The organism is Rossellomorea orangium, from assembly GCF_019334305.1.
GTDB lineage: Bacteria > Bacillota > Bacilli > Bacillales > Bacillaceae_B > Rossellomorea.
This window is the reverse complement of record NZ_JAHWGH010000001.1, coordinates 109,982-131,045: the sequence shown is the minus strand read 5'-3', so window position 1 is coordinate 131,045 and position 21,064 is coordinate 109,982. Positions and strand designations below refer to the sequence as shown.

The window sequence follows — 21,064 nt, the reverse complement described above, 5'->3', positions numbered from 1 at the left end:
ATCATTAGCTAAATATTTGTTTATACGTTGTAACATCAGGAAGCTGCCGTCCTAAATAAGGCTTTCTGCCGTTTGCCCATGTGCAAAGGGTCTGTACTATTTCATTGATGCGAAAGCGAGTCTCATTTCACACTTCTCACATCCAATTTAGGGAGGTCGAGTGGTGTGCACGATTACATCAAAGAGAGAACAATCAAGATTGGTAAGTATATCGTGGAGACGAAGAAAACTGTTCGTGTAATTGCGAAGGAGTTTGGCGTGTCCAAAAGTACTGTCCATAAAGATTTAACAGAACGACTGCCAGAAATTAATCCGGATCTCGCAAATGAAGTCAAAACCATACTTGATTACCATAAATCAATCCGGCATCTACGAGGTGGAGAGGCAACCAAGCAAAAGTACAAAAAAGAAGAGCTCCACAGCTAACCAAAATACGCCAAGCCCCATAATGATGGGTCATGCTTGGTGTGTTTTTATGTTTGTGGGTATATGTTTGGTTTACCTGCTGAATTTAGGGTGAAGTTCAGCTGTTATCATCTGTACGGAATTAGACTGCTGATTATTCCCGTTATTTTAGCAGGAGAATAATGAAGGAGATTCAGCAGGTGAATATCCCTTGAAATTCAGCAGCTGAACTCACGAAGCATTTCACCTGTCAAAAAACAGCTAATATTCAACAGCTGAATTCCCCGAAACATTCAGCAGCTGAACAAAAACATCAAACATCCCCCATCAAAAATTAACACTCCTGTAACATCCCCACCTAAACCTCCTATCTATTTCCAATTAAATAACAATCTCAATACATTTTTTTGACAAATACCATCTCACTTCGACATATTTATGGTAAAATAATTAATTAGGTGAAAGTTCTGCCTTAACGTTAAAACGTAATGACATACTAGTGAAATCATAGATGAATGAAGTTCATGAATTTGTAGGAGAAGAAGGGAGAAACACAAGATGTTTGCGAAAGATATTGGGATTGACCTTGGTACGGCTAATGTATTAATTCATGTAAAAGGAAAGGGAATCGTCTTGAATGAGCCATCGGTTGTGGCGCTGGATAAGAATACTGGTAAGGTATTGGCTGTTGGAGAAGAAGCGCGCCGCATGGTCGGACGTACTCCAGGGAATATCGTGGCGACCCGCCCGTTAAAAGACGGAGTCATCGCCGACTTTGATGTAACAGAAGCAATGTTGAAGCATTTCATTAATAAGTTAAATGTAAAGGGTTTCCTTTCGAAGCCACGCATCTTGATCTGCTGTCCTACAAACATCACGAGCGTTGAGCAAAAGGCGATCAGGGAAGCGGCTGAAAAGAGCGGCGGGAAGAAGATTTACCTGGAAGAAGAGCCTAAAGTAGCGGCAATCGGTGCCGGCATGGATATCTTCAATCCAACGGGTAATATGGTCGTGGACATCGGTGGAGGAACGACGGATGTAGCGGTTCTTTCCATGGGTGACATCGTAACGAGTCAGTCCATCAAAATGGCCGGGGATAAATTTGATCACGAAATTCTGAATTATATTAAAAAAGAGTACAAGCTTCTGATCGGGGAGCGTACGGCTGAAGATATCAAGGTGAACATCGGAACGGTATTCTCTGAGACGCTTGATGAAGACCGCAGGGAAATGAGCATCCGCGGCCGTGACATGGTTTCGGGTCTGCCTCGTACCATCACTGTGACGTCTAAAGAAATCGAAGGCGCGCTTCGTGAATCTGTAGCTGTCATCGTACAGGCTGCGAAGAATGTCCTTGAGAAGACTCCACCTGAATTATCAGCGGATATCATTGACCGCGGAGTCATTTTAACAGGCGGTGGGGCACTCCTTCATGGAATGGATACCCTTCTTGCAGAAGAATTGAAAGTCCCTGTACTGATTGCGGAGAACCCGATGGATTGTGTAGCCGTGGGAACTGGGTTGATGCTTGAGAATATCGATAAAATTTCAAGAAGAAGAATTGGGTAAAACGATTGCGGTAATGATCCGATATAACCGTTAAGAGGTGAAAGTAGATGTTTAGAGGATTTTATACAGTAGCATCCGGCATGCTTTCTCAACAGAGGAAAACAGAGATGCTGACGAACAATATGTCCAATAGCAACACACCGGGTTATAAAGCGGATCAGGCTTCGATGCGGGCCTTTCCTGAAATGCTGATGGACCGGATGGATTCAACATCGATTCCCACTGAGAAAACGTTAACCCTTCCGTTTAACCAAAGAGTGGGGAAACTGAATACGGGTGTTTACATGCAGGAAACGATTCCTTCCTTTATTCAAGGTGACCTTCAGGAAACCGGGCGCGGCTTGGATGTGGCCCTGTTGGATGGTCCTATGCCGGTGGACAGAGAGACAGGAATCCGGGGATCGGTGTTCCTGACGGTGGAAGGACCGGCTGGAAGTACTCGCTATACGCGTAACGGAAATCTGACGGTGAACGGAAACGGCTTCCTCACGACGAACAGCGGTTTTTATATTTTGGATGACAATGGTGACAGGATCCAACTAGATAGTGATCAGTTCACGGTTGGGGAGAACGGTCAGATTGTAGTGGACGGGAACGCTGTCGCTACATTGGGAGTGGGATACTCGAATAATCCGAATCTGCTGGTTAAGCAGGGAGACGGTCTGTTTGCAAGAGAAGACAATGGGGCTCTTCCTGATGCTTATGAAGAGGACAATGTTTCGTTTACCACTAAACAAGGCTTCCTGGAGCGGTCAAATGTTGACGCTTCACGGACGATGACAGACATGATGTCGGCTTACAGGGCATTTGAAGCCAACCAGAAGGTTCTTCAAGCCTATGACCGCAGCATGGAAAAGGCGGCCAATGAAATCGGTCGTGTCAATGGATAGCAAGTATTGTAAATGAATTTCGCCACTGAATACCTTATAATAGGGGAGAACGTGTCATGAATCGAACGATGATTACAGCAACCAATACATTAGGCCAGTTGCAGAAACAAATGGATATGATTGGTCATAATCTTTCGAACGCAGATACAAACGGATATAAGCGCCGGGATGCCTCGTTTTCCGAGATGCTCGTCCAACAGGTGAAAAACCAGGGTGTAGACAAGTTTGAAGCAGGCAGGCTCACCCCTCTTGGAGTCCGGGAAGGGAACGGGGCCAAGCTATCGCAGTCCCAACTCATTTTGAATCAGGGATCGTTGAAAGCGACAGGCCGTGCGTTGGATTTTGCATTGACCAGTGATCGCCAGTTTTTTAAAGTCCTATCTCAGGAAGACGGCTCGAGTGCCGTCCGCTATACGAGGGACGGAGCATTCTTCGTCAGTCCGACCGGGAATGGGGGAGCGATGCTCGTGAACGGAAGCGGCTTGCCGATCCTGGATGAAAATGATAACGTTATGACGTTCTCAGAAGATGCTTCTGCCTTTGAATTGGGCGATAATGGGGTTCTCACAGTCAGGGATTCCCGCGGAGTGGAAGAACAGTTCAATCTGGGCGTAGTGACGGTTGAGAAGTCTCAGTTCCTCCAACAGTTTGGAGGCAATCTGTTAGGGTTGGCCGAGAACCTGGATGAACTGGGCGTGACGGAAGATGAAGTACTGACGAACGTCACTGGAGGAGAACGGACTGCTATATCCATGGTCCAGAATTCATTAGAAGGATCGAATGTGGATATCAGTAAGGAAATGACGGACATGCTGAATGTCCAACGATCATATCAATTTCAGGCGCGCTCGATCTCCCTTGCAGATCAGATGATGGGCCTTGTAAATGGGATACGCTAAAAGGAGTTAAATGCTATGAGTGAAAAAGAGCTACTGCAAGAAAAAGCGACAAGAGAATCAGTAAAAGCAGAAAAGAAGGCAAAGCAAAAGGACGAATCCAAGCCGTCACGCTGGGTGCGAGTTCGCATGCTCCCAATCTGGCTCAGGATCCTTCTGTTCATCCTCCTACTTGCAGGAAGTCTCGCACTGGGTGCCGTCATCGGCTTCGCAGGCATCGGCAACGGCAACGCAGCCGACGTCTTTAAAGCCGAAACCTGGCAGCATATCATTGATATCGTAGTGAAAAAATAAATTCTTTGAGGGACGGACCTCGAATTAATTAGCTTTATTCGCAAGAAATCCTGCTATGAAGGGATTCTGCTGTTGATGGAGCTTGAAATTCGAGGTCCGTCCCTTTTTTTGAACGTGGATATAGCTGCGAAGAGCAGTGGGGAGGGACGGACCTCGAGATTGAGTCCTTTTTGGATGTAGATCACTGATATACAGGGATTCTCTTGGAGAATTCTGCCTGTTTTCGAGGTCCGTCCCTCCTTGCTATTCTTACCCTTGTTTCTGTACAATAAGGTGTACATACATATTGGTAGGAGGAGTTATAGATGCTTGATATTAATGAGATTAAAGAGATTATTCCCCATCGTTATCCGTTTTTGTTGGTTGACCGGATTTTAGAGGTTGAGGAAGGCAAGAAGGCGATCGGGATTAAGAATGTGACGGCGAATGAGGAATTTTTCAATGGTCACTTCCCGGATTATCCTGTGATGCCCGGCGTGTTGATCGTCGAGGCACTGGCTCAGGTAGGAGCTGTAGCGATGCTGAAGGTGGAGGATAACCGCGGACGTCTGGCGTTCTTCACTGGCATCGACAAATGCCGTTTCAAGCGCCAGGTAAAGCCAGGGGACCAGCTCCGCTTGGAAGTGGAAATGATCCGCTTTAAAGGGCCGATCGGCAAAGGGAAAGGTGTTGCAACGGTTGACGGTGAAGTTGCTTGTGAATTAGAGATGATGTTTGCTCTTGGAGATAAGCAGGAATAGAATCATGCTTGTACGAAACCGGATCTGATAAGGTCCGGTTTTTTATGTTCAAAACCATCCCACTCCAACGGTCCCTATTTTTAACATCCCAAATAATTTCTCCCCCATGCAAGTAAATTCAATTTCCGGGAAAGCTAACAAAAGACCAACGTAACGGTCTTACACTAATTGAACATACAGAAAGGAGTCATACATCATGAGCAAAAAGTTATTATCGATCCTTGGTGGGTCAGCACTTGCTGCTTTCCTTCTAGTTGGATGTAACGCTAACCAGGAGCCTCCTCCGGAAGACGAAGCGCCAATGGAAGAGAACGACAACATGGATGAAAATGACGACATGAACGACAACGGGGACATGAATGAAGAGAAATACCCTGAGTCTGAAGACAAGAATGTCGACGGCGACAAAGATGCGGCGAAGGATAAAAACACGCCTGAAGAAGACGTTATAGAAGATGATATTGATATGAAGGATAAGGATAATAAGGACGAGTAAGAATAGGAAGCAGAGGTGACGGAAGGTCGCCTCTGCTTTTTTCCTGATATTTGCAGTAGTTTACGCATTACTGTAAAATATAATAGTATAATATATTTTGGGAGCATTACCATATTTTTCAGCACTTCATTACCTACATATCATCAAACGGTTATGTTATAGTAAAAATAATATCGCGTATAGGATACTGATTAGGGGGTACTTTACATACATGTTAAAAAACTTATCATCGGGTACAAAAATAAGTATTACCCGTTCAATAAAAACCTCATTCGAACAATACATGGCTTCGATTCAGTGGCAGGAAGATAAATTCGATATCCAGGACTTCATCTCTAGTTGGCGTACATACATAAATGAACATGCTTCCTGGTACAAGAATCTCAGTGATGAGACTAAAAATGATGATGAATTCCATCAAGAATTAGCACTAAAGATCAATGAAACGATGGAAAAAATTCTATCGGAAGAACCGACATCAGAACAAATTGACATGCTGGAAAACTTACAGAAGCAATCAGGTACGGACTATGATTATTCTTGTAAGCTTGAAGCTAAATATTTGATTGAACGTTTAGATGAAAATAAATAAGCTATTATTTTGAAAAACCTCTTTTCCATTTGGAAGAGGTTTTTTCGTTATGGAAAAATATATTAGAAAATATTGTAATTGATAAAGGGATTCTATCTAGTGAAAGAGAATATATAATAAACCGATGTTCTTTAATGAGAACAAATTGAGTGTTATATAAAATATGTCTATTGAGTTTAAAAAAACATATAAATAAAGTAAGAGGTGATGATGTGTACAAAAAAATCTGTAGTCGCTGTACCAGACCTTCCTATAGCAGTGCAGAAACGGGTGAATGGCTATGTCCGGCGTGTAGGATGGATTTATCCGATCATGCGTTTTATAATCCCAGTAGTCATTATCAAAATATCAATGATCAAGTTCTGCCTCTTAAGAAAAAGCTAGAAAGGTACAAGAATAATGTTTCGACATGATCTGTTTAAGTGGATTTGTAGATAATAGGTAACGATTGTCGGAAAACGGTTTAAAATGTAAGAAAATGGTGTAAAGTAAATTAACAGAATAGACAAAAAACAACACGATGTCAAAGTGTTTATTAGTATAATGGAAGTAGTTCGAATGGAAGAGTCAGACAAAGGCAAACTCATTGAAAAATGGGGACGCAAAGTCACAGATCTAAGGTTGGAAAATAAGCATGGCTTCATGATGAAACGACAAAGAATGATGAGGGGAATATGTTTATTTGAAGACTATGATGGCTGGACTGCCTGAAATACTTAATCGTATTTTGGGAGGGAAAAATGATGACAAATCGTGAACTGGATCTGGAATGGATGGAACTAATTAAACAAGCACTTGACGCGGGAATTTCTAAAAATGAAATCAGGGAATTTCTTCACAGCCAATCCCCGAATACGAATGCCGAGTACAAAGTGATTTAATATAAATAAAGTCTTGCGAACCTTCTCGCAAGACTTTATTTATTCTCTAATTTCCACTTGTTGAATTCAATGAATTCCCTGAATTGCTCCTTGGAAATTCCAGAATCCATCGCTTCTTCTGTAATTTTAAGCCACTCATGATCAATATTTTGATCTTCCGGTTGATCATGCAGAAGTGCATCTATTGGAATTCTTAAAGCAGCTGACACTTTCTCCAGGAACTGGATGGAAGGGTTTTGCTGAAGATTACGTTCGATAGAACTCAAATATGACTTGGCCACTCCCGCTTTTTCGGCGAGCTCTGTCATAGACATTCTTTTTTCTAATCTGTATTTTTTAACTCTTTCACCAATCACTAGGGACACCACCTTGAACTTCTTGTAAGAAGTCACAATATTAATTCCAATTATATCATAAAATCTCCTATTAAATTACTTAATCTCGTATTATTACACGCTCGGCTTTGCCGTAGCAGGAATCCTTGGCTTCGAGACCATCTTCTCACGGAACTCGCGAACTAATTCATCCCCGGAATATCCTTTTTGCACTAAGTCATCAAGCAGAATTTCCGCATATTCGTTCCGCTGTTTCTTCAATTTCCCTTCAAACATGATGCTGATATGCTCATCCATCTCCTTGATGCAGCGGATGGATGTCATAAAGGCAGCGGGATCATTGGCTTCGTGAGAAATAACAACCTGGATTTCCAAGTCTTCCTTTTGTTGCTGGGCTTTTTGGAAAAATTCGATGTATTCATTTGACAAATACGTTTCGACAAGCCACGTTTTTTGTCCGTCTTCTTTATTGATAATCAGACCGTCCACAAGCTCAAAGTCACGCAGTTCATCATTCTCCACAACTTGCAGTGAAATCACTTTAAAGGTTTTCATGAACGAACATCTCCCATTAAAAGGTTTTATCAAATTATATCACAGGGCGAAATGTTTCCCTAATACAATCGCTGATGAAAAAAAGGACGAAAGTTGTAATTTTGTGTATTTTTGTTCGTTTTTGATCAAATGTCACCAAATCTCCCTAGGGGAATTTCCAAAATTCAAGCCCTTTTTGCCTCGAATTTCGGAAATTCACGATTTTACAAGATTTGCATAGTGGTTGTAAGATGAAAACAGCTTAGGAGAAAGGAGGAGTGAGATTGATCAACCAAGTGACCCTGGTGGGAAGGCTGACCAAAGATCCCGAAGCAAGAAAAACAATGGAAGGAAAATCTGTACTTAGTGTCACGATCGCCATGAAAAGGCCATTTAAAAATCAGCAAGGGCAAGTTGACGCGGATTTCGTGCTCTGTACGATATGGGATCGTGCCGCCGAAAACACGGAAAAATACTGCAGGAAAGGATCAGTCGTTGGAGTGACGGGGAGGATCCAGACCCGCTATTTTGATAATGATCAGGGAAAACGAACGTATATTACGGAAGTCATCGCTGAAAATGTGCGCTTCCTGGACAGTAAGCCATCCACAACAATTTCTTCAGAATCGAGTAAGAAAGAGCCAATTGAATTACCATTTTAACATGATAAAAAAGGAGAGGGAGTCGTGACCACACTGCAAGATCTTGAACAAAGAATCGATCGATTGGAAAAAATGACGGAGGATCTCATTAAAAAAGTAGCAAGACTCAATGTCGAACATTTCTACCTATCACAACGTGTGACAGCCCTTGAACAAGGGTACGAATACCCTACGATGAAAACCTCATCTTAAGCCTCAACCCAGAATTCATTCCATACGCATGATCCAACCTATAAGCTATGTCTCAAATTCCAACGGTCACCGCAAGATGCCTCTGTAGTGCCTCATTAGACATAAACATGTGTAGCAAGTGAGCAAGTGATTTATTCCCCTTATTATCTTCATGTTGAGCCGGTTTCCTTTTGGGGAGGCTGGTGTTTTTTTAGGTTGGGTGGGTTTTACAATTATACTTGTAAAAGTGGCGTGAGATTACGATGGGTGTGTACAGTTTTGGTGTAAAATGAGACAGAATTGAGAGAAACTTGGCGGCTGGGAAAGTGAATACCCCGTTTGAACCGGGTTCTGGCTTTGATTTTATGATTAATTGGGGCTGTATTAGTGAGGATGAAGTCGCTCTGAAGATTAATTGCGTCATTTTAATGGGTGATTGCGTCATTTTCAAATTTATTGCGTCATTTCCGCGGGTAATTGCGTCATTTTTTCATTAATAGCGTATTTATCCAAATATATCCATTATCCAAGCGACCCAAACCAGCAAAAAAACCTCTTCCCCAAAAAGGAAAGAGGCAAATCCTACTACTCCAACACCAACAAAGATTCCAAATCCTGATCCGACAATTCTGTCACCCACTGATCGCTGCGGATGATCTCATCGTTCAGAGCCTGCTTTTTCATCAGCATGGCATCGATTTTTTCTTCAAGCGTACCTGATGATACGAGCTTATGCACGTGTACGAATCGTTTCTGTCCGATCCTGTAGGCACGGTCCGTCGCCTGGTTTTCAACGGCGGGATTCCACCAGCGGTCGTAGTGGACGACGTGATTGGCGGCAGTCAAATTCAATCCGGTACCGCCGGCTTTCAGTGATAGCAGGAAGACAGGGAACTCGCCGTTCTGGAATTTCTCCACAAGCTCATCCCGTTTACCTTTTGCCATGCTACCGTTCAGGAACGGCACCTTCACATTGAACTCTTCCTTCATCACTTCCTGGATCATCTCACCCATGGAAATATACTGTGTGAAAATTAGGCAGGCTTCTCCGGATTCAAGAGCGGTTTCCACGATATCCTTCAGCTTCTGCATTTTTTCAGACCGGGACAGGATCGATTTTGGATCCGGTTCCTTCAGATAGAGAGCAGGGTGATTGCATAATTGCTTCAACTGATTCAGCATCTGCAGGATCAGACCTTTGCGCTCAAATCCGCTCAAAGTCTCGATTTTCGCAAGAGTGTCTTTCACGAGCTGCTCATAAAGTGCCGCCTGCTCAGCCGTCAAATGACAATACTCTTTCTGCTCGAGCTTTTCAGGAAGATTCAACTCGACTTCAGGGTCTTTCTTCGTTCGACGCAATAAGAAAGGCTTAATCTTGGCCTGAAGCTCTTTGACCTTTGCTTCGTCCTCGTCTTTTTCGATGGGAGCGATGTAATTTTTCTGATACTGTGTGAAACCACCGAGATAGCCGTGGTTCAGGAAGTCAAAGATGGACCAGAGTTCCGATAGACGGTTTTCCATCGGGGTCCCCGTTAACGCAATATGATGCTTACCCTTCAGCTTGCGGATCGCCCGGGATTGCTTCGTATTGGCATTCTTGATATTCTGCGCCTCATCAAGGGAAATCGAGGTCCATTCGACAAGCGACAGCTCATCGAAATCAATATGAGACAAGCCGTATGAAGTGAGTACCACATCGACATCCTTGATCGTAGCGGCAAAGTCTTCGCCTTTCGCACGGGTCGGTCCATAATGAAGGTGAACCTTCAAATCCGGTGCGAACTTCTCCAACTCGCGCTGCCAGTTTCCGAGTACTGAGGTTGGAGCGATGATCAGAGAAGGTGTCTCCGGTTTCTCGGTTTTCTTCACATGCTGCAGATACGTAATCAGCTGAACCGTTTTTCCGAGACCCATGTCATCGGCCAGACATGCACCGAATTCAAATTTCCGTAAAAAGAGCATCCAGCTCATCCCAAGCTGCTGATAAGAACGGAGCTCGCCGATAAAATCATCAGGCGTTTCCGTCAGCGGAATTGATGACACATTTGTCAGTTGATGGATCATTTTTTTCATCGATCGGTTGAGTTCCAGCTGAATGCGGGCGTATTTATATGGATCATGCTCGTCATCATCAGGATCCAACTCTGACTCATCACCATCACGTGGGACCAGTTCCTGCTCCAGCATATCCTGAATTGAGATTCCTTCAGCCTTCGCTTTCGTCATCATCTGCTGTATACGGCGGATCATGGCAGGGTCGAGCTTCATCCACTGACCGCGGATTTTCACCAAGCGACGTTGATCGTCCACAAGTTGATTAAAGTCATCTTCCGATAAATTGACGCCGTTCATGGACAAGCGCCAGTCGAAATCGAGCATGGCGTTCAATCCAACGAAAGAAGGACGGTAGCTGGTGTCGGTATTCTTAAGCTTGGCTTTCACCAGTACCTGTGCGTCCTTCATCGCTTCCCACCACGATGGCAGGAGGATTTCGATATCAAGGTCGATGAGCTTCTCGCTCAGAACGGATAGAAAATCCCATGCATCGTGCTCACCGAGAGCCGTCCGCAGGGAACCGTCCGTGTCACGGAGAATCGGCATCATCTTTATCCAGCGTTCCTGTTCTTCCGAAACGTCGGAGAGATGCTTTTTCCAGGAAGGAGGGACCGTGTCCTCAGTCAGGGATATGATTCGACTCGCTTTCTTTCTGTCCCGCAATACCGTTTCAAGCTCCCAAGACTGATCCTCATCGAGGGGTTCTGTTATGCGGAGCCCAATGGAGAATGGCAGCTCTTCATCGCCGCCTGAAATCCACTCACTCCACCGTCTCTCATCAAAGTAAGCATCCAACTCCTCTGAAGTCAGCGTACTCTCCTTCAGCTTCTGGATCCGCTTCATCGCACTAGACCCGCCTGAAGCCATCGCCTCATTCAACGCACCCTGAAACCAGGATTCGGTCAACGATTTGAGGGACGGACCTCCACCGGGGAGCTCTTCCTCCCAGAATTCGTCGTTGAAGTTCGACCAGACTTCATTGGGGATGTGGAACTGCAGTCCTTTTTCCTGCCATTCCTCGAACCGCGGGAGCCAGCGTCCGGCTTCCACCGATTCGTAAATGACCGGGGCGATGGCGATACACGCCTGCCCGGTTTCATCCCAGTCCCACTGGATCATGCCGCTGAAGTGCTCGCCTGCAAGTAACGTCAGGAACTGCCACTGGGTGACGGGAATTCCGCCATCGGTTTCCTCAAGGAGGGTCCCATAATAGCTTTCTTCATGCCAAAGAAACAGCTGGCCCTTCCAATCCTTTGGAGGGAGAAGCTCTCCTTTGTCGTTTTCCGCAGTGATGAAGAAACGGTCTTCGTATTCAGTTGTATGGACATTGATCTTGACGGAAGACAGTTTAAGCATCGATTAACTTACCCTTTCTGCACTCCTCTTGGAACGCACGTAATCGCTTGTATTTGTCGAGGATATAGGTGAGATAGACGTCCCACTTATCCGTTTTCTTCGTTTTTTTATAAATCGTCCGGATTTTCTTCATATAACGGACAGCCAGCTTGTAGCTGTCACGGTTCTTCTGGTCGATCGCTGTGATGACGCCGGTGTAATAGATGGGAAGGGCTAATTCAGGCGCTTCCTTCGTCACATCTCGGAGCCCCATGCCTTCCATCTCACCGATGCTGTAGTTCATATATCTTTGCAGCTCGACCCACTCACGATAGGCCTTCGCGCTGATTAAGTACTCATTGTACGAAAAGAAGCTGTACGGCAACATGGAGAGCAGGAGCTCATTCACGAGGGCGCTGTCCTTTTCCATGAGCCAATCCATCGGCAATATCCGTACGAACCAGCGGACGAACCGGGTTGCCTCATAATAATCCAGGGTCCCGAGGTGATCCGGCATCCTTGAGAGGATATTCCGGACCAGGAAGAAGCCGACTTCGTACCGCTTGCCGACAAAAAATTTACGGAGCCAGAATTCACTGAAAGCGACGAGTTCTGTCCCGAGCTCATCTACCACTTCACTTGCTTTATTCAGATCCTCCAGGAGGAGATATTGATGTAGGAGGGCAACGTTGTAAAAGGTCGTATCCTCATTGTCCGTCTCTTCCAACCGCGCCACTTCTTCACGGCGCCACGATTTCTGCTTGAACAGGTAGTACCAGAGGAAGCGGTATACTTCCGCCTTCATCATCGTACTGTTCTCGGTGGAATCGCTCATCTCGATCGTCTTCTTTTTCAAAAAAGCAATATACGGATCGAAGCTGAACGGCATGGCGTGGATGGACAGTTTTTCCACAGCGTCTTCCATTTCGCCTAACAGGAAATCATACATACTGTATTGCTCCCGGCTCAGCTCGACGTTCCGTTTTTTTAAATAAAGGTCGATGTGAATCGATAGATATAGGGTCGCGAAAAGCTGATAAAGGGGCTTCCATTCCCGTTCGAAGGGAGCTTCCTTCATAAATCGCTTCGTAATATTCTGCACGAGGACATCCATTAAATAGGGCTGTCTTTCAAGTAACTCCAAATCTTCATTTTTAAGAAGGGAGTCAAAGAACTGCCACCATTCATCAGGCGTGTTGCCCCGTGTTTTCCGTTCATTTAATAGATCACTGGCTTTCTTCAGGTTGCCGTGCTTCTTCATGAGATCATCCAGTGATTGCTCCTGTTGAGTGGCAGGCTGTGACTGACTCCGCCAATTCTGTATCCACTCACTGACCCGGCCGACCTTGTTATAGAGCATAAAAAAAGTCGCCATTTGATGCCGGCACCATTGATTCTGCGGGCACGAGCACTTGCTTAACAGGGGGAACAACAAGTTCAGCTCAAGGGTCACAGGCGTCACATCCTGCACCTCCGCCGTCACCTCATCATCCCGGACCTTCACGTTCGAAACCAGATTCTGACGGAACAAAAGAAGGCCCTTCGAGACGACGTTCTTGCTCTCATCCAGATTCGGGTCCAGCTCACCCTGTATCGACTGACTCATGGGAAGCAACTTATCCTTCAACTCCTGAATACGAATCGACATCAACCAACCTCTCCAATCTATAAAATCGCATTCTTTTATTATAACGCAAAAGGAGGGGGAAAAGGAACATGTGGTGGGGGAAGTGGTGGAAAGGAGGGTGGGGAGTTTGTCGAATGGTGTGAGGAGGTGGTGCCTGGCACGGTTGGTCGTGTTGGTGCCAGGTACCGTGGGGAGGGGAGGGCGAGTCGAGAATACATCCGGCTAGTCGCTAATCAATATCGTATTGATTACGCAAAAGTGTTGTATCTTTATACTCTGTGAAGAGAATTGAAAATAAACTCCCCGAAAATAAACAATCCCAATTAAACCCTACCCTACCCTATCCCCACCTTACTCCTCCACATGCACATAAAACGTCTCACCATCATACACATTCACGCTCTTCAACCCCACTTTGTCACCGTTTCTCCAATAAAAATCTTTATTTTCCGGAAAACGTAGCACTTGGTCATCACGCGTCGCCACCATTACTGGATTTTTGGAGGTCCGTCCCTCAATTTTCACCTTAAATCCCTTACCACGATAAAATTCTTTTCCGTCCACATACCAGGAAGCGAATTTCCCAGTCGTTAATGAAAATCCCATATACGAAGAGATCACCTTCGGAATGTCTATATTCTCAATTAACCCCATCGGTTTCCCCGGCCCATAAGCATAAAGGAAAACGTCTTCACCGGTATGACCATGGGTAGTGAATCCGAGGTTTGCCCGCTTTGCCATCAGCCTCACCATTTCACTCTCGAGATCCTCGACACTTTTCGCATCTTCCATCGCACAATACTCTTTACTGCTCAGGTTCCCCAACCCATAGCTTGAAAGAACCTCTTTTAAATTAGTCCGATTCTTTTTAAGCTGGGAGGTCGCGCCCTTAACAGTCAGTTTGGCTTTCTTCAATGGCTCAATGAACTTCTCGGCAGGCAGATTTTTATAATCCCCATTCGTTCCCTGATTCCCGAGGGTCAAACCGCTGTTTCCGTGATCCGTCACGGCAACAACCAAGGTATTCCGGTCTTTACGGGCAAAGTCGAGTGCTTCTCCCACTGCATCGTCAAAGCTCAACACCTCACTGATCATCCCGACAGGATCGTTTTTATGAGCTGCCCAATCCACCTTGCTTCCTTCGACCATGAGAAAGAAACCCTTTTCCCCTTGAGAGAGCCGGTTCATGGCGGCGCGTGTCATCTCCGCCAGGGAAGGTTCATCAGGCTTTAACGTCTTTCGGTCGAATTCATATGAAATGTCTTCGTCCGCAAACACTCCCCACAGCTTGGAAGATACGGCTTTTCTCAGAAGTCCGTCCCTATTCAGGGCCATATCGTAGCCGGAGGCCGAAATCTCCTTAACCAGGTTTTCCCCGTCTTCACGGCTGACTTCCTTCGTTTTCAGCATGCCGTCGTCGTCTTTTGCGTGGTCTTTGGATTGTGGTTTTAGCCACGCAGCACCGCCTCCTAACACCACGTCCAGACCCTGGTACACCTGCTGTTCACCGATATCACCGAATTCATCCCGGTTCAAGGTGTGGGAGGTGAAGGCTGCAGGGGTGGCGTGCTGGACAGGGGAGGTCGACACGATGCCGGTCCGGTAGCCTGACAGCTTTGCCCCTTCAAGGACGGTGAGAGCGGGGCGTCCATCAGGGTTCATTCCGATGTAATCCGCTTTGGTTTTCACACCCGTTGCCATAGCCGATCCCGCTGCAGCCGAATCGGTGATGGCTGATTGTGCGGAGTATGTACGGACGCCGCCTGTCAGAACCTTATCCAGTTGGAGGTCCGTCCCTCGATACCAGCGGGAGAGGGTGAGGATGTCGGAGTTGGTGCCGTCCATGATGAGGAGGATGACGTTTTTGTTGGATTGGGCGGCGAAGAGGCAGGTGGAGGGCAGGGTGAAGGAGAGTAGGGAGAGGAGGATGGTTAGGGTGGTGAGGCGTTTGAGTGTTTTCATGTTTGTGGAGCGCTCCTTTTTGTTGAGTGTTAAAAGTTAGTATTTGTTGGTTAGGGAGGAGTATGTATGTAAAAGGGGTTTTCTGCGTGTTCTATGCTGTTGTACAATGAAAATAAAAAGGTTTGTGAAAGAACGTGTTTAAAAAGAATTTCATGATTATTTTTTCGATGGTGGTTGTCGTGACGATTTTAATGGTCTCGCAAACTCCTTTAGAGGTCTTAGGCTTGGTGGCATTGGCGCTCGGAGTCCTGGTGCTCCCAGGTATGAGGAATATATTATTAATATACGGTCCCCGTAAAGTGAGGGCAGCGCTTTATACATCGATCGGCTTTACTATTGGATTATTCGTCTTTTACTTTTTCGTATCCCTTTTTGATGGAGATGTGTATAGTATCGATTTCCTTTCGATGCTGATGATCCTTCTATTTAGTCTGCTGGGGAATTTTTTGTATGGTATACCTGCTTCAATCGTAGCTGAAGCGATAGCAATGAGGTTTATGGGAAATCGACTTTGGGTGTCTGGTCTTATACATATTGGATTTGGGGCAGTGACGTATTTTTATAATCCCGGCTTTTCTGCAGCTGCAGTGTGCTGTTCGATCCTATTCTTTATAATGGATGAAAGAATTAGAAGAAATCATTGAAAATACAAAAAAACCAAGAATGTAGTGACAGCTCATTCTTGGTTTTTTTATATTATTTACGTTCCAAAATCCCCAACAATAAATTCTCAAGAATCGTCGGTCGATTAAATTTCTTCAAATCTCTCAGCTTAACTTTATCCCAATCAAGGGCCGTGATGAACGCTGCGCCTTTTTGTAACGCGGGAATGTCGTCAGGATATACGATATAGTATTCCCCAGCCTTCACTCCGGATGTGATCTGCTGCTGTCCGTCGACTGCAAGTCCCGTTTCCACTTTGCGCTTTTCGACGGTGCCTTTTGAATTCAGGATCCACATATATTTTGATTTTCCATCTTTCTCAACTGCCGTTACTGGAACGACAAACGCACCCTTCACTTCTTCCGTGATGATAGATAAGAAGACGTGATGTCCTGGGAGCAACTCGTTCTTTGTGTCCTGAAGTTTGATTTCGACAGGATACATGCTGTCTGTTTGGATGTGCGGATCGTTTTTAGGCAGGGAGGCCACTTTGGTGACCGTACCTTTTTGGGTCTTTTTCTCAACATCCGATTGGACGGTTGCGTTCATGTTTTCATCGACTGTCGTAATTTCTTTTTCCGTAAGGTCCGTTGTGACGATGGTGGACTGAGATGCAATCGTGATTAAAGGATTCTCGACGGCATGTGAAAGGTCTTTGATGGTTCCGTCCACGCTGCTTTGCACGGTCAGGGTCGTTTCGTACGATTCGATATCCTTGATTTGACGTTCCAGATTATCGATCTGACTCTCCAGGCGGTCGATTTCAAGTTCCTTGTCGGCAATCTCTTTCTTTAGATCATATTCCGATTGAAGGGCGCTTGCGTTGATGGGAATTTCTTTGTCGTCGCTAGAGTCAGATGGAAGAGAAGATTCCAGTCGTTTCAAATCTGAAATATTGTCTTCGATGCTGTCAATTTCATCTTCCAGCTGATCGGCCTCTGATTCCAGTAAGCTTTTTTGCTGGGTTTGATCGGTTACTTCATATTCATAAAGAGGGGTCCCGGATTTAATTTGATCTCCTTCTTTGACGAGGAACTTTTTGAATGAACCGAATTCGTCATTGAAATAGAGGTAGCTTTCTTCTTCTGATGCAACCACACCTGCTTTTGGCAGTTCTTTTGCCAGGTCCCCTTTGTTGACGGGTTCCCATTCGGCGACGCGGACTTCCCGGTCGACCTTGCTGTCCGCCTTTTCGATGAGATATGTATTGGCACCTATAAAAAGGAGCGACACGGTGAGGGTGGTATAGAATAGGGTTCGTTTATGCATGTTTGTTCACAGCCTTTAGATAGTTAGATTAATTTTGAAAAATCAAGGAATGCCATAAATGCGGTAACACTCCAGAATAATAGGTTTGTTAACAGAATAACGAGCCAGATGAGCCAGTTTTTTTGCTGAGTCAGTCTTTTGACTCCTTTGTATTGGATATAGAAAACCCATATCTTAAACAAGGAGAAGCAGCCAAGTAAGTAAATAAAAAGTGGTTTACTTGTTATGTACTGAGCAATGACTCCGAGTGATAGAGGGGACGAGAACCAATCAAGTGAAAGAAAAAGTGACAATGGAATATAGGTTAGTCTTTCAATCAATAAAATGAGCAGGACCAAGCTTTGGGTGATGACAAGCTTGCGATATTCTCCTTCGTCTGAAATGGTCCAGAAAATCAGGGCTGGTACAAAAAGGATGATCGCCGCATATAATAGACCTGAGATGATTCTTCCTAATAGAAATAAGAACTTCTCCATCTCGAATGTAAAGGGTGAGAGGGTGGTTAGTTCTTTTGATAGAGGATCCATTCCAATTCCAAGTGAAGATATGAGTCCAAAGACAAGGGCAGACAATATGAAAACAAGGAGGATTTTTTGTCTATATCCTCTTAATACTTCCATTTCTTTCAATTGATAAAAGAAGTAGGATGGTTGTCTCAATCCCCGGATGAGTTTAACTTCTTTATGCATAAATGGTTGCCTCCAACTAGTTTAGATTACTTCTCTTATTCTATCGAAAAACCTCGGAACTTTCCATAAATTGTAGAATGAAAATCAAAGAAAATAAAAAAGCGTCTATTGACGCTTTCATATGTGGTACGTTAAATATGTGGTTCCAGCGATTAATACAATTGTAAAAATAAATAGCCCTATGTACATCCACATTTTTCGAGCTTTTTTTCTCTCTACTATTTCTTCGGGTGTTAAAAACGACAAAACAATCCCTCCTTGGTTTGGCAGCTGGCTGGCATGAGTAGCCCCTATAGCTTTGCGTCATCACCTTTCGATGATTTTGCCTTGTTTCCGTCCATACCCTATTATATCGACACAATAGTACCCAAGATGAATAGGTAAATAGTAGTTTTCTCAGATAATTCTTATTAAATTTTATCTTTTAAAAAGTGGTTTTTTTTGGTAATATAGCATAAAATTGATGTTTGAAACCTCGTCTAATAGTGTAATAAAGTGATATAAAATGTTTTTACGTGTAGGAGGTTGTCATTTTGAAAGGAAATGCGAACAATGATCAGCATATACTGAACGTGATACAAAAAGCGTTCGACAAAGGTCAACAAGGAAACATGGATACTAACACAATGATCCACTGGCTAAAAAAAGAACTACAATCAGGATATACAATAGATTCAAACCAAAAAGCGCTCTAGACCCCGAAATCAGGGATCTAAGCGCTTTTTTTGAGGGACGGACCTCTATCTCAAAGCTAAAAAGGAACCAAATCCTTGATTTAACAAGGCTTCGGTTCCTGAAATGGAAGTCCGTCCCTCTACCAGTCCTTCATCGTTTGGTAGAGGTGGTAGACCTGAGAAGTGAATTTCTCTTTGCGTTTTTCTGTGAAGTAGGAGAGGGATGACAGGGTTCGCTTGAGTTTTGGGTAATCTTGAAGGATTTTCATGATTTCTCTTGTCTCATCGTCTTCGAAGTGTTCACGCAGGATCATGGGGTCGTGACTTTGTCCGAGGCCGTCGCTCTTCTCCCCGTACATGATCCGGTTCATTTCGTGGGTCGGGATTTTATAGACTTCTTTAAAGGTAAGGAGCATCTTGTAGGGGATGTCTCTTGTGCCATTTTCATAATTTGATAGCGTACTTTGGTTGATATTTAAACGAAGGGCGGCTTCTCTCTGGGTAAGTTCTAGTACGTCATTGCGGTAATGTTGTAGCTCTACATGTAAATCCATTGTTTTCACCGACTATCCCTTTTTTCTTCAAGATAAAGGTTTTGTGTGCAGGTATTAGAAAATTACACGTTTTGAAATGCTTATTTTGATTACGAATATAAATAAATTGGAAAAAGTATACAAAACTACAGTAAATCGTATTAAAATGTAAATATAATTGTAATTTTGTCGATTTGGGGGTAAAGGTGGAGATGGAATGGGGGAAAGAAAAAAGGGGAGAATCGGACTTCTGACCATAAGGGGAGAAAAGAAACAGGTCACATGGGTCCGTTTTAAATCAAACTCATCCTTAGTACTCAGCACAAAATATAGTGGGAATCATCTATTAATCTATTACAAAAGGGACAACTACTAAAATCTTGAGGGACGGACCTCTACCCGGTTCATTAAAGGTCCGTCCCTCAAACAAAAAAGAGGATTTTGGGAAGTTGTGTCGAATAGATATTAGGGTACGATGATGAAAATTAGAGAAGGAGTGATGTTATGGTTCGAACCCCTCGGGATTGGAGTCCGGGAACGACTTACCATGTGACCGCAAGAGGGAACAGGAAGCAGGATCTGTTCCATGATGATGAGGACCGCAAGAAATACTTATTGTATTTGCAAGAGACGAAGGACAAATATCCATTTACCATCCACGCATACTGTTTGATGCCCAACCACATTCATCTGCTGATCGAAACCCACGATGTCCCGCTGGAGAAGATCATTCGCATCCTCCACACCCGCTACGCCGTGTATTTCAACAAAAAATATGACTATGTCGGACATGTTTTCCAAGGACGGTATGGGTCCACTAAAATCGATACACCATCCTATTTCATCAAAGCGAGCAGATATATTCATCAAAATCCCGTAGAAGGCAAGCTCACCATCCGCCCCGAGTCTTACCCTTGGAGCAGTTATCCTTCCTACATTCACTCCATCGATAACCCACTTCTTTCGAAGGAACGTACTCTCAATTACTTTCCGATACCTCAGGTCGAACATTATAAGAATTACGTAGAAAAAGAAGTCCACGACGAAGCTCTCGACAAAAATACAATTAAAAAGTGAAAAAAAGTATATATTTTTGGAAAAGTTTAGAGGATTATCTATAATTATGTCGAAATTCATATTGTGTAGGACAAAATAACTATTTCCAAGGGGAGGAAACAATGAAAAAGGAATATATTCTGGTATTCGAGGATTTTTATGTTACCAAAAGAAGTGTCAAAAAATCAAAGAAGCCTCTAGTCGTCTTTCAGGGGCAGCATTATTACAATAAGCTGGTTGTTGTGAATCAGCCTCCGGGGTTCTCCCATGCACTCGAGAGCATCATGTATTCGGACAAGATTCTTGAAACAGTCGGGTTCACCACATTGTTTGCCGTCCCCATCGACCGACAGCATTCGATCCCGTTTAAGTTTGTCCGAATCGGGGATAACACACCAAAGGACTGCAAAGTTGTACTGGAAAGGCGAGAAGGTGTCGACCAATTGAAAATCCTGCCTCTCTATCCTGTGGATGGGCCACTTTCACAAGAAGACACACAGGACATCCTCTCCTACCTGTGCCTGAAGTCCGATGACAGCACCGTCACCTACCTCATGAACAACCCTAAAATATTCAAAGGAAAAGGCAAAAAACAAGAAGAGTAAAGGAGGATCAGGCGAACCTAATCTGAATAGGTACGTCTTTTTTTGAGGGACGGACCTCCACATCCCGTTCTTTGGCTCCGCTACAAAAACCCTTTACCACGCTACCAAACTACCTCTCTAAGTTTCTAAAA

At 44.3% G+C, this 21,064-nt stretch carries 24 protein-coding genes and 2 riboswitches; of the genes, 16 read left to right on the top strand and 8 right to left on the bottom strand.

All coding sequences use genetic code 11. The features are described from left to right. Positions 1-165 precede the first annotated feature (165 nt). From spoIIID to KYJ26_RS00585, 9 genes are all read left to right on the top strand, one after another. A complete protein-coding gene (gene spoIIID, locus KYJ26_RS00625; protein WP_034765200.1) occupies positions 166-426 on the top strand; it encodes a sporulation transcriptional regulator SpoIIID in 261 nt (86 codons plus the stop codon). A gap of 537 nt (positions 427-963) precedes the next feature. Beyond that, a complete protein-coding gene (mreB, locus tag KYJ26_RS00620; RefSeq protein WP_034765201.1) occupies positions 964-1,974 on the top strand; it encodes a rod shape-determining protein in 1,011 nt (336 codons plus the stop codon). Between the two features lie 47 nt (positions 1,975-2,021). After that, positions 2,022-2,864: a flagellar hook-basal body protein gene (locus tag KYJ26_RS00615; protein WP_219165451.1), complete on the top strand. Its 843-nt coding sequence runs from the start codon at positions 2,022-2,024 to the stop codon at positions 2,862-2,864. A gap of 56 nt (positions 2,865-2,920) precedes the next feature. After that, positions 2,921-3,763, top strand: a complete 843-nt coding sequence (locus tag KYJ26_RS00610; RefSeq protein ID WP_219165450.1) for a flagellar hook-basal body protein — start codon at positions 2,921-2,923, stop codon at positions 3,761-3,763. Positions 3,764-3,778: 15 nt separating this feature from the next. After that, entirely contained in the window at positions 3,779-4,054 is a 276-nt protein-coding gene (locus KYJ26_RS00605) for a DNA-directed RNA polymerase subunit beta (RefSeq protein WP_219165449.1), read from the top strand. A gap of 305 nt (positions 4,055-4,359) precedes the next feature. Further along, the gene (fabZ, locus tag KYJ26_RS00600) at positions 4,360-4,794 is read left to right on the top strand and encodes a 3-hydroxyacyl-ACP dehydratase FabZ (protein WP_060672841.1); all 435 of its coding nucleotides are present in this window, start codon (positions 4,360-4,362) and stop codon (positions 4,792-4,794) included. Between the two features lie 196 nt (positions 4,795-4,990). Next, positions 4,991-5,290 (top strand): hypothetical protein, encoded by a 300-nt coding sequence (locus tag KYJ26_RS00595; RefSeq protein ID WP_219165448.1) that lies wholly within the window; start codon positions 4,991-4,993, stop codon positions 5,288-5,290. 211 nt (positions 5,291-5,501) lie between these two features. Next, complete coding sequence (locus KYJ26_RS00590) at positions 5,502-5,882, top strand: hypothetical protein (protein ID WP_219165447.1); 381 nt, start codon at positions 5,502-5,504, stop codon at positions 5,880-5,882. A gap of 566 nt (positions 5,883-6,448) precedes the next feature. Then, positions 6,449-6,593: riboswitch (cyclic di-GMP riboswitch) on the top strand. A gap of 29 nt (positions 6,594-6,622) precedes the next feature. Next, a complete protein-coding gene (locus KYJ26_RS00585) occupies positions 6,623-6,763 on the top strand; it encodes an anti-repressor SinI family protein (RefSeq protein ID WP_257474808.1) in 141 nt (46 codons plus the stop codon). A gap of 35 nt (positions 6,764-6,798) precedes the next feature. On the opposite strand, the gene KYJ26_RS00580 is transcribed toward KYJ26_RS00585, so the two are convergent. Both KYJ26_RS00580 and KYJ26_RS00575 read right to left on the bottom strand, forming a co-directional pair. Then, positions 6,799-7,119 (bottom strand): helix-turn-helix domain-containing protein, encoded by a 321-nt coding sequence (locus KYJ26_RS00580; RefSeq protein WP_219165446.1) that lies wholly within the window; start codon positions 7,117-7,119, stop codon positions 6,799-6,801. 93 nt (positions 7,120-7,212) lie between these two features. Further along, on the bottom strand, positions 7,213-7,653 hold the full coding sequence (locus KYJ26_RS00575) for a YwpF-like family protein (RefSeq protein WP_219165445.1): 441 nt from the start codon (positions 7,651-7,653) through the stop codon (positions 7,213-7,215). A 263-nt stretch (positions 7,654-7,916) separates the two neighbouring features. On the opposite strand from KYJ26_RS00575, the gene KYJ26_RS00570 reads away from it, so the two are divergent. Both KYJ26_RS00570 and KYJ26_RS00565 read left to right on the top strand, forming a co-directional pair. Beyond that, on the top strand, positions 7,917-8,294 hold the full coding sequence (locus tag KYJ26_RS00570) for a single-stranded DNA-binding protein (protein WP_219165444.1): 378 nt from the start codon (positions 7,917-7,919) through the stop codon (positions 8,292-8,294). Positions 8,295-8,318: 24 nt separating this feature from the next. Continuing rightward, a complete protein-coding gene (locus KYJ26_RS00565) occupies positions 8,319-8,486 on the top strand; it encodes a hypothetical protein (RefSeq protein WP_219165443.1) in 168 nt (55 codons plus the stop codon). 564 nt (positions 8,487-9,050) lie between these two features. On the opposite strand, the gene KYJ26_RS00560 is transcribed toward KYJ26_RS00565, so the two are convergent. The 3 genes from KYJ26_RS00560 to KYJ26_RS00550 all read right to left on the bottom strand — a co-directional run bounded on the left by KYJ26_RS00560 (position 9,051) and on the right by KYJ26_RS00550 (position 15,444). Next, positions 9,051-11,876 (bottom strand): DEAD/DEAH box helicase, encoded by a 2,826-nt coding sequence (locus KYJ26_RS00560; protein WP_219165442.1) that lies wholly within the window; start codon positions 11,874-11,876, stop codon positions 9,051-9,053. After that, on the bottom strand, positions 11,869-13,503 hold the full coding sequence (locus KYJ26_RS00555; RefSeq protein WP_219165441.1) for a hypothetical protein: 1,635 nt from the start codon (positions 13,501-13,503) through the stop codon (positions 11,869-11,871). The genes KYJ26_RS00560 and KYJ26_RS00555 overlap by 8 nt, the downstream gene beginning before the upstream one ends. Positions 13,504-13,833: 330 nt before the next feature. Then, complete coding sequence (locus KYJ26_RS00550) at positions 13,834-15,444, bottom strand: alkaline phosphatase (RefSeq protein ID WP_219165440.1); 1,611 nt, start codon at positions 15,442-15,444, stop codon at positions 13,834-13,836. Positions 15,445-15,578: 134 nt separating this feature from the next. Between KYJ26_RS00550 and KYJ26_RS00545 the strand changes: the two genes are divergently transcribed. Then, positions 15,579-16,088, top strand: coding sequence for a hypothetical protein (locus KYJ26_RS00545; RefSeq protein WP_219165439.1), 510 nt, complete (start codon positions 15,579-15,581; stop codon positions 16,086-16,088). A gap of 52 nt (positions 16,089-16,140) precedes the next feature. On the opposite strand, the gene KYJ26_RS00540 is transcribed toward KYJ26_RS00545, so the two are convergent. Then, positions 16,141-17,376, bottom strand: a complete 1,236-nt coding sequence (locus KYJ26_RS00540) for an efflux RND transporter periplasmic adaptor subunit (protein WP_219165438.1) — start codon at positions 17,374-17,376, stop codon at positions 16,141-16,143. A gap of 23 nt (positions 17,377-17,399) precedes the next feature. After that, the gene (locus tag KYJ26_RS00535; RefSeq protein ID WP_219165437.1) at positions 17,400-18,065 is read right to left on the bottom strand and encodes a hypothetical protein; all 666 of its coding nucleotides are present in this window, start codon (positions 18,063-18,065) and stop codon (positions 17,400-17,402) included. A 262-nt stretch (positions 18,066-18,327) separates the two neighbouring features. Then, a riboswitch (cyclic di-GMP riboswitch) is annotated at positions 18,328-18,402 on the bottom strand. Positions 18,403-18,598: 196 nt separating this feature from the next. Here KYJ26_RS00535 and KYJ26_RS00530 point away from each other — a divergent pair. Next, positions 18,599-18,760 carry a hypothetical protein gene (locus KYJ26_RS00530; RefSeq protein WP_219165436.1) on the top strand — a complete coding sequence of 54 codons (162 nt, stop codon included), beginning with the start codon at positions 18,599-18,601 and terminating at the stop codon, positions 18,758-18,760. A gap of 119 nt (positions 18,761-18,879) precedes the next feature. Here the strand turns inward: KYJ26_RS00530 and KYJ26_RS00525 are convergent, their stop codons facing one another. Next, positions 18,880-19,293, bottom strand: coding sequence for a helix-turn-helix domain-containing protein (locus KYJ26_RS00525; RefSeq protein WP_257474822.1), 414 nt, complete (start codon positions 19,291-19,293; stop codon positions 18,880-18,882). A gap of 196 nt (positions 19,294-19,489) precedes the next feature. On the opposite strand from KYJ26_RS00525, the gene KYJ26_RS00520 reads away from it, so the two are divergent. The 3 genes from KYJ26_RS00520 to KYJ26_RS00510 all read left to right on the top strand — a co-directional run bounded on the left by KYJ26_RS00520 (position 19,490) and on the right by KYJ26_RS00510 (position 20,933). Continuing rightward, positions 19,490-19,648, top strand: a complete 159-nt coding sequence (locus tag KYJ26_RS00520) for a hypothetical protein (protein WP_219165434.1) — start codon at positions 19,490-19,492, stop codon at positions 19,646-19,648. Positions 19,649-19,776: 128 nt separating this feature from the next. After that, positions 19,777-20,349, top strand: coding sequence for an REP-associated tyrosine transposase (locus KYJ26_RS00515; protein ID WP_219165433.1), 573 nt, complete (start codon positions 19,777-19,779; stop codon positions 20,347-20,349). A 101-nt stretch (positions 20,350-20,450) separates the two neighbouring features. Further along, complete coding sequence (locus KYJ26_RS00510; RefSeq protein ID WP_219165432.1) at positions 20,451-20,933, top strand: hypothetical protein; 483 nt, start codon at positions 20,451-20,453, stop codon at positions 20,931-20,933. Positions 20,934-21,064: the final 131 nt, after the last annotated feature.

Bases quoted from the DNA above. Each gene is read 5' to 3' on its own strand.
- KYJ26_RS00540 (WP_219165438.1), bottom strand. From the start codon at position 17,376: ATGCATAAACGAACCCTATTCTATACCACCCTCACCGTGTCGCTCCTT.
- KYJ26_RS00610 (WP_219165450.1), top strand. From the start codon at position 2,921: ATGAATCGAACGATGATTACAGCAACCAATACATTAGGCCAGTTGCAG.
- KYJ26_RS00595 (WP_219165448.1), top strand. From the start codon at position 4,991: ATGAGCAAAAAGTTATTATCGATCCTTGGTGGGTCAGCACTTGCTGCT.
- KYJ26_RS00560 (WP_219165442.1), bottom strand. From the start codon at position 11,876: ATGCTTAAACTGTCTTCCGTCAAGATCAATGTCCATACAACTGAATAC.
- KYJ26_RS00535 (WP_219165437.1), bottom strand. From the start codon at position 18,065: ATGCATAAAGAAGTTAAACTCATCCGGGGATTGAGACAACCATCCTAC.
- mreB (WP_034765201.1), top strand. From the start codon at position 964: ATGTTTGCGAAAGATATTGGGATTGACCTTGGTACGGCTAATGTATTA.
- KYJ26_RS00510 (WP_219165432.1), top strand. From the start codon at position 20,451: ATGAAAAAGGAATATATTCTGGTATTCGAGGATTTTTATGTTACCAAA.
- KYJ26_RS00520 (WP_219165434.1), top strand. From the start codon at position 19,490: ATGGGGGAAAGAAAAAAGGGGAGAATCGGACTTCTGACCATAAGGGGA.
- fabZ (WP_060672841.1), top strand. From the start codon at position 4,360: ATGCTTGATATTAATGAGATTAAAGAGATTATTCCCCATCGTTATCCG.
- KYJ26_RS00525 (WP_257474822.1), bottom strand. From the start codon at position 19,293: ATGGATTTACATGTAGAGCTACAACATTACCGCAATGACGTACTAGAA.
- KYJ26_RS00615 (WP_219165451.1), top strand. From the start codon at position 2,022: ATGTTTAGAGGATTTTATACAGTAGCATCCGGCATGCTTTCTCAACAG.
- KYJ26_RS00605 (WP_219165449.1), top strand. From the start codon at position 3,779: ATGAGTGAAAAAGAGCTACTGCAAGAAAAAGCGACAAGAGAATCAGTA.
- KYJ26_RS00585 (WP_257474808.1), top strand. From the start codon at position 6,623: ATGATGACAAATCGTGAACTGGATCTGGAATGGATGGAACTAATTAAA.
- KYJ26_RS00590 (WP_219165447.1), top strand. From the start codon at position 5,502: ATGTTAAAAAACTTATCATCGGGTACAAAAATAAGTATTACCCGTTCA.
- KYJ26_RS00555 (WP_219165441.1), bottom strand. From the start codon at position 13,503: ATGTCGATTCGTATTCAGGAGTTGAAGGATAAGTTGCTTCCCATGAGT.
- KYJ26_RS00515 (WP_219165433.1), top strand. From the start codon at position 19,777: ATGGTTCGAACCCCTCGGGATTGGAGTCCGGGAACGACTTACCATGTG.
- KYJ26_RS00550 (WP_219165440.1), bottom strand. From the start codon at position 15,444: ATGAAAACACTCAAACGCCTCACCACCCTAACCATCCTCCTCTCCCTA.
- KYJ26_RS00575 (WP_219165445.1), bottom strand. From the start codon at position 7,653: ATGAAAACCTTTAAAGTGATTTCACTGCAAGTTGTGGAGAATGATGAA.